At 68.2% G+C, this 13,967-nt stretch carries 16 protein-coding genes and 1 pseudogene; 13 read left to right on the top strand and 4 right to left on the bottom strand.

Annotated elements, in window-relative coordinates:
- Window positions 1-455 precede the first annotated feature (455 nt).
- Window positions 456-938, top strand: a complete 483-nt coding sequence (locus ACWGO0_RS27335; RefSeq protein ID WP_453540449.1) for a hypothetical protein — start codon at window positions 456-458, stop codon at window positions 936-938.
- Window positions 939-966: 28 nt separating this feature from the next.
- On the opposite strand, the gene ACWGO0_RS27330 is transcribed toward ACWGO0_RS27335, so the two are convergent.
- Window positions 967-1,452, bottom strand: a complete 486-nt coding sequence (locus ACWGO0_RS27330) for a hypothetical protein (protein ID WP_453540446.1) — start codon at window positions 1,450-1,452, stop codon at window positions 967-969.
- Between the two features lie 921 nt (window positions 1,453-2,373).
- Here ACWGO0_RS27330 and ACWGO0_RS27325 point away from each other — a divergent pair.
- Both ACWGO0_RS27325 and ACWGO0_RS27320 read left to right on the top strand, forming a co-directional pair.
- Window positions 2,374-3,780 (top strand): annotated as a pseudogene (locus ACWGO0_RS27325) (flavin monoamine oxidase family protein).
- Window positions 3,781-3,895: 115 nt separating this feature from the next.
- Complete coding sequence (locus ACWGO0_RS27320; protein WP_453540443.1) at window positions 3,896-4,099, top strand: FAD-dependent oxidoreductase; 204 nt, start codon at window positions 3,896-3,898, stop codon at window positions 4,097-4,099.
- Between the two features lie 6 nt (window positions 4,100-4,105).
- Here the strand turns inward: ACWGO0_RS27320 and ACWGO0_RS27315 are convergent, their stop codons facing one another.
- Window positions 4,106-4,684, bottom strand: a complete 579-nt coding sequence (locus ACWGO0_RS27315) for a GrpB family protein (RefSeq protein WP_453540440.1) — start codon at window positions 4,682-4,684, stop codon at window positions 4,106-4,108.
- 681 nt (window positions 4,685-5,365) lie between these two features.
- Here ACWGO0_RS27315 and ACWGO0_RS27310 point away from each other — a divergent pair.
- Entirely contained in the window at window positions 5,366-5,773 is a 408-nt protein-coding gene (locus ACWGO0_RS27310; protein WP_453540437.1) for a hypothetical protein, read from the top strand.
- A gap of 60 nt (window positions 5,774-5,833) precedes the next feature.
- The gene (locus tag ACWGO0_RS27305; RefSeq protein WP_453540435.1) at window positions 5,834-6,301 is read left to right on the top strand and encodes a hypothetical protein; all 468 of its coding nucleotides are present in this window, start codon (window positions 5,834-5,836) and stop codon (window positions 6,299-6,301) included.
- 20 nt (window positions 6,302-6,321) lie between these two features.
- Here ACWGO0_RS27305 and ACWGO0_RS27300 read toward each other — a convergent pair whose 3' ends face one another.
- On the bottom strand, window positions 6,322-7,398 hold the full coding sequence (locus ACWGO0_RS27300) for a hypothetical protein (RefSeq protein ID WP_453540432.1): 1,077 nt from the start codon (window positions 7,396-7,398) through the stop codon (window positions 6,322-6,324).
- A 221-nt stretch (window positions 7,399-7,619) separates the two neighbouring features.
- Between ACWGO0_RS27300 and ACWGO0_RS27295 the strand changes: the two genes are divergently transcribed.
- The 8 genes from ACWGO0_RS27295 to ACWGO0_RS27260 all read left to right on the top strand — a co-directional run bounded on the left by ACWGO0_RS27295 (window position 7,620) and on the right by ACWGO0_RS27260 (window position 13,128).
- Complete coding sequence (locus tag ACWGO0_RS27295) at window positions 7,620-7,865, top strand: hypothetical protein (protein ID WP_453540429.1); 246 nt, start codon at window positions 7,620-7,622, stop codon at window positions 7,863-7,865.
- A 404-nt stretch (window positions 7,866-8,269) separates the two neighbouring features.
- Entirely contained in the window at window positions 8,270-8,485 is a 216-nt protein-coding gene (locus ACWGO0_RS27290; RefSeq protein WP_453540426.1) for a hypothetical protein, read from the top strand.
- A 145-nt stretch (window positions 8,486-8,630) separates the two neighbouring features.
- Window positions 8,631-8,861 (top strand): hypothetical protein, encoded by a 231-nt coding sequence (locus tag ACWGO0_RS27285; protein WP_453540423.1) that lies wholly within the window; start codon window positions 8,631-8,633, stop codon window positions 8,859-8,861.
- Window positions 8,862-8,992: 131 nt separating this feature from the next.
- The gene (locus tag ACWGO0_RS27280) at window positions 8,993-9,445 is read left to right on the top strand and encodes a DUF7144 family membrane protein (protein WP_453540420.1); all 453 of its coding nucleotides are present in this window, start codon (window positions 8,993-8,995) and stop codon (window positions 9,443-9,445) included.
- 1 nt (window position 9,446) lies between these two features.
- Window positions 9,447-10,778 (top strand): DUF1254 domain-containing protein, encoded by a 1,332-nt coding sequence (locus ACWGO0_RS27275; protein WP_453540417.1) that lies wholly within the window; start codon window positions 9,447-9,449, stop codon window positions 10,776-10,778.
- Window positions 10,779-10,798: 20 nt separating this feature from the next.
- Window positions 10,799-12,166 (top strand): DUF1254 domain-containing protein, encoded by a 1,368-nt coding sequence (locus ACWGO0_RS27270; RefSeq protein WP_453540414.1) that lies wholly within the window; start codon window positions 10,799-10,801, stop codon window positions 12,164-12,166.
- On the top strand, window positions 12,159-12,839 hold the full coding sequence (locus tag ACWGO0_RS27265; RefSeq protein ID WP_453540411.1) for a GAP family protein: 681 nt from the start codon (window positions 12,159-12,161) through the stop codon (window positions 12,837-12,839). Before ACWGO0_RS27270 ends, ACWGO0_RS27265 begins: the two co-directional genes overlap by 8 nt.
- A gap of 67 nt (window positions 12,840-12,906) precedes the next feature.
- Window positions 12,907-13,128: a DUF2277 domain-containing protein gene (locus ACWGO0_RS27260; protein ID WP_453540408.1), complete on the top strand. Its 222-nt coding sequence runs from the start codon at window positions 12,907-12,909 to the stop codon at window positions 13,126-13,128.
- 3 nt (window positions 13,129-13,131) lie between these two features.
- Here ACWGO0_RS27260 and ACWGO0_RS27255 read toward each other — a convergent pair whose 3' ends face one another.
- The gene (locus tag ACWGO0_RS27255; RefSeq protein ID WP_453540405.1) at window positions 13,132-13,809 is read right to left on the bottom strand and encodes a DedA family protein; all 678 of its coding nucleotides are present in this window, start codon (window positions 13,807-13,809) and stop codon (window positions 13,132-13,134) included.
- Window positions 13,810-13,967 lie beyond the last annotated feature (158 nt).

The following is a 13,967-nucleotide window of genomic DNA, read 5'->3' as shown; positions in this document are numbered from 1 at the left end:
GTCGCCCCCCGACCGCTTTGTGGGGCGTCTCTTTGGCCTCGCTGAGTGTCTTCCTCATTAGCTGGGCGATTTGCGCTGGACGGCCTGCCGAACGCTTACGGCGACCTGCGTCGGCAGAGTTTTCCGCCGGAGGTGGCATGCGCTTCTGCGGACGCCGTACTTACGGGTGGGAACCCTGGCTGGATCGAAGCCCTGTTTTTCGCCTCGCTCCTGGTGTTCGTGCTGGTCACCAGCATGGTGCTGGCACTCGCGACTGTCCGCAGGAAGTGACGCGTACGACCTGGAAGCTCGTGCCCCAGCCGTGCCTGGTCCAGCGGGCGAGAGCGCTGATGGTCCGACTTGTCCACTGAGCCTCCAGCGGCCCAACCGCACTTGCAGCAGTACGCGTGGAGTCGAACGGCCGCTGATCGGGTACGCCTGCCCTTGTGATAGCGACGCCTTGGGGGAGGGTGGACGTGGAAACCATAGTTGCCGGGGCGGCCACGGTGATCGCGTTGGGGTCACTCTACGTTTCAGTCGTCCAGTCGCGGCTGAGCATGCGACACAACAGACAGTCCGTACGTCCCCTTCTCCAGCTACGGCGGATACGGGATGGAGTCGCTCACCAAGCCGGCATCAAATTGATCAACGCAGGGCTCGGCCCCGCTATCGTGACCCGGACCCTGGTCTACTTCGACGGCGAGTACATCGGGGAGTGGGACATACAGTCCTTCGGCCGCGTCCTGGCACAGGCTCCGGACGGTGTTCAGAAGTACGCGCTGTCCGGTGGTGCGGTTCTGACGTCTGGGCAGAGTGTGTTTCTGCTGAGGCTCGCACCGTTCGACCGAGATCAACATGCTGAGTTCGACGATCTGATCCGGCGACGGCTGCGGTTTGAGATCCACTATGAATCTCTCTACGGCGGCGAAGATTTCGCCTTGGCCTCCCCGCTCGTGTGAGGAGCTCGGTCAGGTTCCCGCGGGCGGGCTACGGCTGCTTTCTCTCCAGGACGTATGTACTGCGGGAGTCGGGGTCGCCGAAGAAGAAGTAGAGCTCCAGCTCTTCCCTGTTGTCGCGCCGCAACTCGAACGTCCATGTGTACGCCTCAGGCGCCGGGGTGCGTTCGGCTGGCTCGTCGGGCGACTCGCCCGGATCCGGCGCGCGAGTAGTTGATGCTGTGCGCGATGTGAGAGTCACGCGGACATGCTGACCGTCGTTCCATCCCATGCGCTCGTCGGTCAACTCCCACGTTCCTGTGCCCGACAGCCGCCACTCGTCGTCGAAGTCGAACTCCTGCCCGTCCAGGAGATGGACGACGGCTTCTCCATCAGACCGGAGAGTGACTTCGGTGTGGTCGACGCAGAGCCACGAACCCGCAATCTCCGCCCGCTTCGCGTCACGTAGTGCGGGCACCTCGTCGTACATGTGTGGATTGCATCCCACCAACGCGAGCAGGCAGGCGACAAGGCTCACGCTCCGGCGCCTTGCCGGGCCAGGCGGCTTGGTTTCACGATCCGGCCCCCTGTCGCGGCACCACGAATCCGGCTGGGGATGTGACCAGCCTCGGCCCGAGTCGGGGGGCAACAGGTCAGCGCCCAACTCGCCCACCTCACTCCTGGAACGGTGCCCAGTCCCAGGTGGGGCCGTCGCTGGGCCGTCAGGTGCTTGGTCGGGCCGTATCGAAAAGGCGGTGGCCACTTACCGGCGGCAAACCTGACATGCAAAGATCACGCCTGGCGATCATCGAGTCGCACACTTGTCGCATGGGGGCTCGCTGTGGATGTCATCGGATGGACCGTGCTGGCCCTGTACTGGCTCCTGACGTTCGTTCCTGGCATTGCTGCCATCTCCGTCGGATGGGTCCCCCCGTGGTTCAGGAAGACGGTTTCGTCGCCGCGACTTGGAGGCTGGGCGGACGTCTGCGCAGGCGTTGGCGGCACGATCATCATGGGTCCTGTGTACAGCCACTTGGAATCGACGCCAATGGCGACTGTCGCCAGGATCGTGGGTTTCTGCTTCCTCCTCGGTGCCTTCGGCCTCTACCGACGGTCCTACCGGCCAGAGCCATCGGGGGCAACGGCATACCAGTACACAGAAGCCCCAGTCTTCCAAACGGGTGCTGCGCAGCGGCGAGATGCGGCCACCACCGAGCCCACCACCGACCCTCACCAGCCGCAGACGCTCAACTGACTTGATTGGAGGACCCCCGTGACCCTCTTGCGTGACTCGGCGGTGGGCCGCGCGGTCGGTGAAGTGCGCAGCAGTACGGCGTAGTCCCGCCGCCGGTACGCCCGGCCGTCCCGGAGGAGGCCGAGGTGAATTGCCAGGGTGCATTGCGGAGTTGTTCGTGTGTCCTGATCACCATGCAGAGGCTGTGGGCCGAAGATCACCTGAATGGACACTCGCCTCTCCAGGCGTGCGGTTGTAGCGGCGACGAGCACCGCGGCACTCGCCGCTGCTCTCACCCCTTCCTCGACCGCCACCGCACTTCCCCGAGCACCCTTGCCCGCACCGGTCGCGCCGGCAGCAGGTGCCTCCTGGGAGACCTGTCTCTCGGTGGCCCGCGCCATCCTCGTACGTGGAGAGGACAACGAGTCCCTCGTCCCCCAGTACGCCAAGATCCTGCTGGAGGGCGGTCTGCCGCGTGGCAGCGGCGGCAGGAAGCGAGTCCTGATCGTCGGTGCGGGGCCCGCCGGTCTCGTCGCTGCCCATCTGCTCGGGCAGGCCGCGCACGACGTCACCGTGATCGAGGCCAACGGCAACCGGGTCGGCGGCCGGATCAAGACCTTCCGCACCGGTGGCCACGAGTCAACGGGGTCCGGGCACGTCGCGCGGACTATCGGCAGAAGCCGCAGACGGTCAACCGTTCCTTCGGAGTGCCCAAGAAGTACGAGGACGTCCCGGCCGCCGACATCTACCGCGGCGCTCGCGACCGCGCGCGCCCTGATCGACGGAAAGCAGGGCGACGACCTCGTCGAAGGCTGGGCATCGGTCATCCAGCGCTACGGATCCTGGTCGATGTTCCGCTACCTCACCGAGGCAGCCGGACTCGATGACCGCACCATCGACCTCATCGGCACCGTCGAGAACGTGACGTCCCGCCTCCACCTCGCCTTCCTCCACAGCTTCCTGTCCTCCGCGCTGATCAGCCCGGACACCGCCTTCTACGAGCTGCCGGACGGCACCGCGACCCTCGCGGACGCCCTTTACGCGCGCGTCAGGAGCGCGGTGCGACTGGACCGGCGCGCTGTACGTATCGAGCACGGGCCAAGCGGTGGTGTCACGGTGCACACCGTGTCCGAGGGCCGGGGCGGCAGGATCGAACGGGAAGCGTTCACCGGCGACGAGGTGATCATCACGGTGCCGTAATCGGGCTTGCGCCACATCACCTTCACGCCCGCCCTGTCCTACGGCAAGCGGCGGGCCATCACAGAGCTGCACTACGACGCGGCGACGAAGGTGCTGCTGGAGTTCTCCCGTCGGTGGTGGGAATTCACCGAGAGTTCGATGCGGTCAGGCCCGGCCTGTACGGGCGGTACCGGCTCGGCAGCGCCCCGGCCGACGCCTCACTCCTGGGTGCCCATCCCTCCGTACCAGAGGGGCACATCTCGCGGGGGCAGCGTGTCCACTACGCGGCGCACCGTGCGGTTCAGCGCGATCAGCCGGAGGCCGCCCAGGTCATCGGCGGCGGCTCGACCTCGGACAACCCCAATCGCTTCATGTTCGAACCCTCCCATCCGGTCGAAGGCAGCCGGGGAGGCGTACTGCTGGCTTCCTACTCCTGGTCCGACGACGCCCTGAAGTGGGATTCCTTCGACGACGAAGAGCGCTACCCGAGGGCACACGGCGGCGTCCAGGACGTGTACGGGCAGCGCGTCGAAGTCTTCTACACCGGGTGGGCCGTACGCAGTCCTGGATGCGCGACCCGTACGCGTACGGCGAAGCATCCGTCCTGTTCCCCGGGCAGTACACCGAGCTCTTCCGGGATATCCCCTCCGCGGAAGGCCCTCTGCATTTCGGAGGCTGCCACACCTCCATCAAGCCGGCATGGATCGAGGGAGCCCTGGAGTCCGCCATCCGCACATCTCTCGAAGTGCACACCGGAGCCCTCCGCCCCTGATGTTGATCAGGCCGCCGCGACAGCGTCCCAGCCGGTTTCGATGGCCCACCGTTCGGCCGCGGCCATCAGCACCTCCGTTGCGGGGGCCTTGATCTGGCCGTAGTCCAACAGGTCCGGCACACTCAGCGCCAGCCGCTGCTTGAATGCCCCCCATGCCCGACGGGCCACCTCGTCCGTACGCAGATAGTCCCGGAACAGCAGGGCGAACCGGGCGTTGGGCCCGGTTCCCTCGCGCAGGTGCACGTTGCACGAGCGTGCGCCGACCGGCGGCGCGAAGACGAGCTTGTGACACCGCCGGCCGCCGGAGACCTCGATACGGTTCCACGGCTCCGGGCGGCACCGGAAGCCGGCCGCTTGCAGCAGCGGTACGTCCCGCGCCTCGTCGATCGTTCGCATCCGCACCTGCACATCGATGCAGTCCTTTGCCGGCAGGCCCGGTACGGAGGTGGATCCCACGTGATCGACCCCGAGCGCGAGCTCACCGAGCGCATCTCGCAACACCCCGGCAAGCAGCTCGAACTCCGTCGGCCACTGTGGCCGGTACTCCACCACGGCAACGTGACCGCGCTCATCGGGAAACGGCATGGTGCCGGACGATACCGTGCGAGATCGTCTGCGAGGTTCCGGTCAGCCGTTGGCGGGCCGTACGCGAGGGGGTAGTGATGGAGTCGGCCGGATATCTCATAGGTGCCTTGGCCTGGGGCATTGCGGTTGCGGCGCTGCTGGTGGCGGTGGCCGGCTCGGTTGCGGTCATTCGGTGGCGGCGTAAGACGATCGCGGCCTTGGAGCGCGCGGAGCTGGAGGCGGATGCGCCGTAGGTCCTGGTGTGTTGCCACCTGGAGAACCCCTCCCGCAAGGGGCGCAGGAGAGCTGACTTCCAGGGGTACGTGGGAAGCGAGGCGCTTCGGAGTCGTGTGCCGTCGTGCTCCTTTCCGCTGTTCTCGCGCCTCCCCTGGCGTAGCGAGCGCTGAGAGCATTTCGTGCGTCTGATCGATGGCGATGCCGGAGACGGAAGGGGTCGGGATGGCTCAGTCGAAGTGTGGTGCTCCCACGCAGAGCGGCGGTCGGTGCCAGAGCAAGGCGATCATCGGTAGCTCGCGGTGTGCCAAGCATCAGGGGCCGTGGTCGGCGTACGGGGTGGAGCAACGAAAGAAGAAGGAAGCCGCAGCGAAGATGCGGAAGCTCCGGAGGAAGCGGTGACAGAGTCCGTCGACTCGGGCGGCTGACATCTACGAGTGACATCGACTAGGACCTGTCCGGCCGATCATGTGGCTAGTCCGTCCGGTCAGCAACAGGCGTTGTGGCAGGTGGCGTGATTCGTGCGGGCAAATCAGCACGAGGATCGGGCCGGGCAGACCCCGCAAGAAGCCCGACAGCCTCGCCTCGGACAAGGCCCGCAGTAACGGCCCCGTCCGCGACTACCTGCAACAACGCGGCACCCGGCACACCATCCCGGAGAAGACCGACAGCCAGGCCGCCCGCCTGGGCAAAGACTCACGCGGCGGACGGCCGCCCGGCTTCGACGAAGAGCCGTGCAAGAAACGCAACACCGTCGAACGGGCCATCAACAAGCTCAAGCACGTCGGAGCCGTCGCTACCAGATACGACAGACGCGGCTACGTCTACCTCGGCACCGCAACCGCAGCGTCACTGGCCATCTGGCTCAGGACATAAACCACCGCAAGATCACACAGTAGAATGACTCGCCGAGATCACTACTTCGAAAGAAGAGTCATGCCCCGCAAGACGGCGGCTGCTCTACGTCTGGACGCCGTCCGCCGGTCCCATCTTCAGGACTACCTGCGCCGGTCATCACAGTTCTCACCCCACACGCGCCGCCAGGCGGCGCGGTTCGAGGCCGAACGCGGCCTTCCCGTCCGGGCGCTCGAACACGCCGTCCATTGCTGGCGTGGCTTCGTACGCCGTCCGGGATGGCCGCTCTACCTGCCCCAACCACACTTGCCCGGCTACGACATCTGGGACGAACGCCTCCTGATAGAGCGAGCCATCGGCGCTCTCGACAGACGAGCAGCCCGGGAAATCGCGTCGGTCGTCAGAGAAGTCGATGCCGACTTCCTGGCACGCACTCTGCCCGACCCTCACGCTCCGGATGCCTGGCCGTGGTGGCGTCGCAGATGCCAGGAACTGGGCGACATCATGCACGTTCCATCACAAGCGCATGATCGGCCGCACAAGTCCTAGCCGGATGCAGGCGGTGTCGATCAGTCGATGGCGGTGGCGTTTTCGGACGAGGTTCTGGCGAACCAGGTTCGTGCCTCGTCGGTGGACAGGACGCGGGTCAGTTCGGCCGTGCCCGGGAGATCGGGGAAGAACCGGTCGGCGTTCCAACTGCGTTGATACAGCGGTTCGTCCAGCACGAGCAGGCGGTAGCCCTCCACCACGGGGATGTCGTCGGGCAGCCCCTCGTTCCAGATCCGCTCGCCGTCGGGGGCGAGGAGTTCGAAGGCTCCGGTCGCGACGGTCTCGGTGCGTCCTCGGGCGGGGTTGCGGTCCGTGGCCAGGCGGACGCTCTCGGCCGAAGGGGCGGTGCCGGGCACGTGGCCGCCGCCGACGAGGACGTGGGCCAGCAGCGTGTGCAACTGGAAGTTGTCCCCGACGCCGCCGATGCGTACCTCGAACCCGCTCCCGGTGGGTCGATGCAGCACCACCAGGGGCTCGTCGTCCAGGACCGCCAGCGCGTAGGTCAGGCACTTGAGGTCGTGCCGGTCCAGGGCTGTCAGGTCGCGGCAGGCGGGGAGGAGCGTGGGTGCGTGCCGGCGGCGTACTTCTGCGCTGCGGCACAGTACGGCCAGCGCGGGCGGCTGCCATTCCTCGATCGAGCACCAGGCCAGTGCCAACCGTGTGGCCTCGTACGCGTCGCCACCCAGGCGGGCCAGCAGCGCATCGTCGATGATCTCCACGTCGGGCTCGGGCAGTTCGTCATCGTCTCCGCCGGCGGCGGTCCAGCGGCGGGCGAACTCCAGGGCGTCGAGCAGGTCTTGGTGGACGCAGTCAAGGATCGGCTCCGCGCAGGCCGCCGGATCGGCGCCGCTCTCGACGCAGAAGCCGGCCGCCGACCCCAGGAGTGCGCGCGGGCCGGTGGGCGGGAAGGCGGGGAGCAGCGCGGCCAGTCGGGGGCCCGCCAGGACGCGTTCGGTGTCCGGCGCCTGCTGCAGGCCATTCAGCGTGGCGGTGAAGGCACGTTCGGTGCGGGCACCGTCGCGTGCGTCAACGGCCTGCTCCAGCTCGGCTACGACGGCGCCTATGTCCGAGGCCTTCTGCTTCCTCTTGAAGATCACCGGCACACCTTAGGGCCAAGGGCTGACAGGTGTCACCGTTCGAATCCTCCGGACCGCTCCGCGCTGTGAAATCGATGAACATCCGCGCCTCGATCGTCTCCTCCGGTTCCCTTTGTGCACTCCCAGGGAGGGAGCAGCCAGTGCCCGCTTGAACACAGTGGAAACCGGGGTCGGCGGGCTTCGCGGCTCCGGGGCGGCCGGGATAGGAGCACACTGAACGTATGGCCCTACCCAGAACGCATCACTGCTCGGTCTGTTCAGACGACGCCGCGTCGGACTCGGTCCTTCACGAGGACCTTGTCGTCGGAGCTCCGCTCTCCATGGAAGAACTCACCGACGCGCAGCGTCTCGACCGGTTCGCGCTCAAGTACGCCCACGACGGTTGCCAGGTCAGAGAGGTCCGGCGGGTCCCGCACGACAGTCTGAGTGGCTACGCCTGGTCCGTCACCTTCACCGAGAGTTCGTAAGAGGTTGTAAGGGGTTGTAAGAAGTTGCCGGGGCGGACGTGCTCCCGTGTGGGCCCGCTCGTGGCTCCATGGCGGCAGTCGCCGGGCCAGGGGGACCCCCGTAACCGGGCTGGCTGTTGCCGCAGCCCCAGCAGGTCCACCAGCCGCCGGCGTTCTTGCTCATCTGGCCTCCGCATTTGCCGCATTGCATGCTGCGTTCCTCTCCCTACGATCAGCGGGAATACCGCTGACCGTAGGGAGAGTCGGTGCGTGCGGGGCAGCAATGTGCAAGGTTGCGCACGCATGTCATCCGTCAGTGTGAGAGACCGGAGCGTGCCCTTGACCTGGTGCGCCGATGACGTCGGCTCGCTCTGTGCGGCCCCGGCCGGGATGCGCCCCGGCCGGGCTGGGCGCACCGTGGATACATGCCTGGTCATCCGCCTGTCATCGTGTATCCGCCCTCGACCACCGGAGGGCGGCGGGTGACCGTGCACGGTCAGATCGTCGGGCTGGCGCATGGGCGGGGGGACGTTGCCTCGTTCCTGCGGCAGGCCGGGTTCGCGGCGGGCGTCGAGGAGATCGATCTCGATCAGCCGGAGCTGATCGAGTGGCGCGGTGGCGATCTCGATACCTGGAGGTGAGCCCGTGGTGCGTCGTCGTGGGCCCAGGTGGTCGGAACGGTCGGCGGGGGTGGCGGGGGCGGTCTCCGTGGGGCCTCCTCCCGGGTATTACGAAGGGGGCGCGGAGCCGCCCGATGCGTTGCGGCGGGGTCTCATCCTCGACTGGGTGGTGAATCAGCGGATCGCCGACGGGTGGCGGGTGGAGTCGCGGTCGGCGACGCAGGTGGTTCTAGTGCGGGGGCAGCCGGTGAACCATGTGCTCCACGCCATCCTGACCGTCTTCTCGTGCCTGCTCTGGGGGTCCGTGTGGGCGGTGGTGGCCCTGACGAACCGGGTCGAGCGGGTCGCCGTCACCGTGGACGCCCAGGGGCACGTCGTCACCGTCACCGCGCCGTGAGGGATTCACCTGTACGGGTGCGGCCGAGTGGCCGGGCCGCTGCGGGGCGCGCAGGGTCGGTTCTGATCTGCAGGACGTGAATGCAGGCCAGATCCGCAGGCCGGTGAGCCTGCGCGGCGAAGGAGTTCCCCATGTCACAGTCAGCACCCACGCCCGGCAACTCGCGGCGGGCCGACCTCGACGGAGCCGGCGGCAGCGGCAGCGGCAGCGCGTGGGCTGCCGGAGGAACCATGTTCGCCGGTGTCCTCCTGCTCGTGGACGGTGTCCTCGCGGTGGTCAAGGGCATCGCCGGAATCGCCACCGACGACGTGTACGCCCGTATCCGCAACTACGTCTTCGAGTTCGACGTGACCACCTGGGGCTGGATCCACCTGATCCTCGGTGTGATCCTGCTGGTCGTCGGCTACGGCATTCTGAAGGGCTCGGACTGGGCCCGTGGCGCGGGTGTCGGCCTGGCCGCGCTGAGCATCATCGCCAACTTCGTCTGGCTGCCGTACCAGCCGGTCTGGGCCATCGTCTCGATCGCCATCGACGTCTTCGTGATCTGGGCCCTGTGCACCGACCGCTCGAAGTCGGCCTTCTGACATGGCCGCGGATCACACGGCGGGACCCCTTACGGCCGAGGCCGCGCGCAGTACGGCCGCCTCGGCCTGGGTCTGGGGATACCCGCTCCTGGAGAACTACCGCACGATGTACCCGCAGGCCATCGACCCGGACGACCCCCGGTCCGTCGGTGGCTTCGGCCGTTTCCGGCACTACTCGCAGCCGTTCACCCCGGCCAACACGGATGTGGTGACGCCGAACAACGACACCCCTTATTCCTGGGCCTGGCTGGACCTGCGGGCCGAGCCGTGGGTGGTGTCCGTGCCCGCCGTCGATCGCTACTACGTCCTGCCGTTCCATGACCTCGACACCTCGTACGTCGGGTTCGTCGGCGCGCGTACCACCGGGCAGGAAGCCGGGGACTATCTCGTCGCCGGACCCGGCTGGCGCGGCGACGTGCCGGACAAGATCGCCGGGGTGCTGCGCGCGGACACCTTCCTCATCGGGATCCTCGGACGTACGTATCTGGCGGGGCCCGGCGACGTGACCGCGCTGCGGGCCGTGCAGGAGCAGTACCGGCTGCGGCCGTTGTCGGAGTTCCTCGACTCGGCGGCGCCCCACCCCGCCGAGGAACCCGTCTGGCCGGTGTGGCGTGAAGAGGACCTGGGTACCGCCGAGTTCTTCACGGTCCTGGATTTCCTGCTGCAGTTCTTCCCGGTCCTGGAGAGCGAGCGGGAACTGCGCGAGCGGCTCGCCGCGCTGGGTGTCGACGGGAGCGGGGAGTTCGAGCCCTCCGCTCTGAAGCCGGACATCCTGGCCGCCGTGGAACAGGGCATCGCCGATGCACGGGCCGCGCTGGAGGCGGCGAAGAGGGACGCAGCAGACTCCACCGGCTGGTTCGGTACGCGTGCTGAGCACGGCGACGACTATCTGACCCGCGCGGTCGGCGTCGACAAGGGGCTGTACGGGCTCCCGGCCGCCGAAGCCTGGTACGCGGGGTGGCTGCAGGACGACCGGGGCAACCGCCCACCGGACGCGTCCGCGCACGACTACACCGTCCGGTTCCTTCCGGGAGAGCTGCCGCCGGCCCGGTTCTTCTGGTCGGCCACCATGTACCGGCTGCCCGAACGGCTGCTCGTCGACAACCCCGCCGACCGCTACTCGATCGGCGACCGTACCCCCGGTCTCGTCCACGACGCGGACGGCGGGCTGACCCTGTACGTACAGAAGGACCGGCCGCAGGACCCGGAGCAGGCGGCGAACTGGCTGCCCGCGCCCGACGGCCCCTTCACGATCGCCATTCGTGTCTACGGGCCGCAGACTGCCGTCCTGGACGGAAGTTGGTCCATGCCGAAGCTTTCCGTGCGCGACTGACCGAGGGGAGAGGAATACCCGTGGTGGAGAATTCCGAGGAGCTCGCTGATCTCGCCGCCGAGGCCTATGTCTACGGATATCCGCTGGTCTTCGATCTGTCGATGGTCGAGGCCTTCATGCGCAAGGGCTTCGGTTCGCTGCCCCCGACCCCCTTCAACCGGTTCGCGCACTCCGGTCAACTGGCCGATGCCAAAGCGCATTTCGTGTCGGTCAACAACGACACCCTGTATTCGATCGCCCAACTCGACCTGTCCGGCGGGCCGATCACCCTGCATGTGCCCGACACCGGCGGCGCGTACTACGTGCTCCAGTTCGTGGACGTGTGGAGCAACAACTTCGCCTACGTCGGCCGCCGTGCCACCGGTTCGGGCAGGAGCGACTGGCTCATCGTGCCGCCCGGCTGGTCGGGCGGTGTGCCCGACGGCATGAGCGGGGTGATCGACGCGCCGACCTCCATCGTGACGGTGGTCGGCCGCAACGCCTGCGACGGGCCCGAGGACCTGCCCCGCGTCCGGGAGCTCCAGCGGCAGTTCTCGCTCAGCCACCTCGACGCCGCGCCCCACCGCACCGGACTGCCCGCCCCCGACGGCGGCGTACCCGATGCGTTGCAGTTCTTCGAGCAGCTCCGGGTCTGGATGGCCGACTTCCCGCCGTCCGCCGAGGACCGGGCATACCAGGACAGGTTCCAGCCGCTGGGGCTCCTGGAGGAGGGGCCTTCGCCGTACGTTCCCGCCGGGCCCGACCTCGTACAGGCGCTGACGGAAGGGCTTGCGCGGGGCAAGGCGCGTGTGGAGGCGGCCACCCGCCCGGCGCCGGAGGCGGACCGGGCGGCGCTCGGTGCCTGGGAGTCCAATCCGCACCTCTTCGACTACAACCTCGACCACTTCGGCGTCGGAACGATCGAATCCCCGGAGTGGAAGATCGCGGACCGCGAGGCGTCCTACCTGGTCAGGGCGGTGGCCGCTCGGACCGCGCTGTGGGGGAACCACGGCTACGAGGCGGTCTACGCGCACACCTTCGAGGACTCCAGGGGCAGGACGCTCGACGGGGCCTTCTCCTATGTCATGCGCTTCGCGAAGCCGCCGCCGGTCGAGTCGTTCTGGTCGGTGACCATGTACGACGTACCCGACTACTACCTGGTCGAGAACCCGGTGGGCCGTTACTCGATCGGCGACCGCACGCCGGGACTCGTGTACGCCGCCGACGGCTCCCTGACCCTGTACCTGTCCAAGGACCGGCCCGCGGACCCGGCAGCGGCGGCGAACTGGCTGCCCGCACCGGACGGGGACTTCCGGCCCATGCTCCGGCTCTACACCCCCGAGCAGGCCGTGCTCGACGGCAGTTACGGCATTCCTGTCATCGAGCGGGTGGAGCCGGGTCGTGGGTGATGCGATCGGGCAGATGCTGGCCTCGGCCGTCGGTATCGCCATCAGCCCGCTGCCGCTCATCGCCGTGATCCTGATGCTCGCCACCCCGCGCGGCCGTTCCAACGGCATCGCCTTCGCGCTCGGCTGGACGGTGTCGCTCGCCTTGCTGGTGACGGTGGTCGTGCTGGCCGGGTCCGGGGCGGACGCGTCGGAGGGCGACGACGGGCCCGCCACCTGGACGCTGTGGCTGAAGCTGGGCCTCGGTGTGCTGTTCCTGCTGCTCGGGGCCAAGCAGTGGAAGGGGCGGGCCAGGGAGGGCGAGGAGGCGGAGCAGCCGGGCTGGATGAAGGCGATCGACTCGTTCACCCCGGGGAAGTCGGCCGGTCTCGCGGCGGCCCTCGCCGTCGCCAACCCGAAGAACCTCGTGCTGGCCGTCGGCGGCGCCGTGTCCATCGCTTCCAGTACGGCGGACACGGGCGGCAAGACCGTCGCCGCAGTGCTGATGGTGGTGATCGCCTCGCTGTGCACCATGCTGCCCCTGGCCGTCTACCTCTTCGGCGGCGAGAAGTCCTCGCGGGTGCTGGGGGAGTGGAAGGCGTGGATGGCCCGCCACAACGCGGCCATCATGACGACCGTGCTGGTCGTGCTGGGCGCGAAGTACATCGGGGACGCGCTCAGCGGTCTGGCCGCCTGAGCAGGAGGAGAGGGGGGCGGAGGGGAGCCGTACTGCCGCTGTCAGTGGGCCGGTACACACTGGACTCATGTGCCGCAGTATCAAGACCCTTCGCCCACCCGCCATGCCCGAAGAGGCCACCGAGGAGGACATGCGGGCCGCCGCTCTCCAGTACGTGCGCAAGGTGTCCGGCTTCCGTGCGCCGGCCGCGCACAACCGCGAAGCCTTCGACCGAGCCGTCGACGAGATCACCGAGGCGACCCACAGACTGCTGGACAGCCTGGAGGTACGGGGCGCTGCCAAGACCTGAGGGTCAGGAGCCGGTGACCACTGCCGGGGCCGGGGCTGCCACCGGGACCGGGTGTTCCGGTGCCGACGAGGGGTGGCGTACGACCAGCGCGGCCAGTGCGCCCACCAGGAACAGGGTGAACACCGAGACCGCCGTGCCCAGCCATGTGGTGCCGAGCCACTGGCCGCCGAAGTAGCCGAGGCCCACGCTGTAGCCGGCCCAGGCGACACCGGCCAGCGCCGACCAGGGCAGGAATTCCTTCACCTTGCGGTGTGCGGCGCCCGCGCCGAGGGAGACCACGGACCGGCCGGCCGGTGCGAACCGGGCGATGACGACCAGCGCGCCCCCGCCACGGCTGAGCGCCGTGCCGAGACGTTCCTGCGCCGTGGTGAGGCGGCGCGAGCGGGCGATGGCTCGGTCCAGCCGGTCGCCGCCGCGCCAGGCGAGTCGGTACGCGACGAGGTCACCGAGCACCGATGCGGTGGCCGCGCAGAGGATCAGAGCGAGGAGGGACGGCACCTGCTGCGTCGCCGCCCCGGCCGATCCGGCGACCGTGGTCGAGCCCGCTGCCGCAGCCGTGGCCGCCATGATCACCAGGACTCCGCTGGGGAGCACGGGCAGGAAGACGTCCAGAAGTACCGAGAGGGCGACCACTGCGTAGATCCATGGGCTGCCGGTCAGCGCGCCCACACTCTCAAGCACCTTCTACTCCCCGATTCCGTGTCAACGATTGCGTGTCAACGCCGCGTCCTCGCAGGGAATGGGGTATCCCCTGCTCATTAAGAGCTTGGGGAAGGCAGGGGCGGCAGGGCCAGCTGTACAGCGTACGCCCGCGGTTTACCTGGACATCACCTTGGGTG

This window comes from Streptomyces sp. NPDC055749 (assembly GCF_053617235.1).
Note: the sequence above shows the minus strand (reverse complement) of the source record. Positions and strands in the feature narration are given on the sequence as shown.

What these genes read in the sequence shown, in the direction of transcription:
- ACWGO0_RS27260 (WP_453540408.1), top strand. Translation starts at nt 12,907, where the DNA reads ATGTGCCGCAGTATCAAGACCCTTCGCCCACCCGCCATGCCCGAAGAG.
- ACWGO0_RS27295 (WP_453540429.1), top strand. Translation starts at nt 7,620, where the DNA reads ATGGCCCTACCCAGAACGCATCACTGCTCGGTCTGTTCAGACGACGCC.
- ACWGO0_RS27275 (WP_453540417.1), top strand. Translation starts at nt 9,447, where the DNA reads ATGGCCGCGGATCACACGGCGGGACCCCTTACGGCCGAGGCCGCGCGC.
- ACWGO0_RS27320 (WP_453540443.1), top strand. Translation starts at nt 3,896, where the DNA reads ATGCGCGACCCGTACGCGTACGGCGAAGCATCCGTCCTGTTCCCCGGG.
- ACWGO0_RS27290 (WP_453540426.1), top strand. Translation starts at nt 8,270, where the DNA reads ATGCCTGGTCATCCGCCTGTCATCGTGTATCCGCCCTCGACCACCGGA.
- ACWGO0_RS27280 (WP_453540420.1), top strand. Translation starts at nt 8,993, where the DNA reads ATGTCACAGTCAGCACCCACGCCCGGCAACTCGCGGCGGGCCGACCTC.
- ACWGO0_RS27305 (WP_453540435.1), top strand. Translation starts at nt 5,834, where the DNA reads ATGCCCCGCAAGACGGCGGCTGCTCTACGTCTGGACGCCGTCCGCCGG.
- ACWGO0_RS27310 (WP_453540437.1), top strand. Translation starts at nt 5,366, where the DNA reads ATGTGGCTAGTCCGTCCGGTCAGCAACAGGCGTTGTGGCAGGTGGCGT.
- ACWGO0_RS27315 (WP_453540440.1), bottom strand. Translation starts at nt 4,684, where the DNA reads ATGCCGTTTCCCGATGAGCGCGGTCACGTTGCCGTGGTGGAGTACCGG.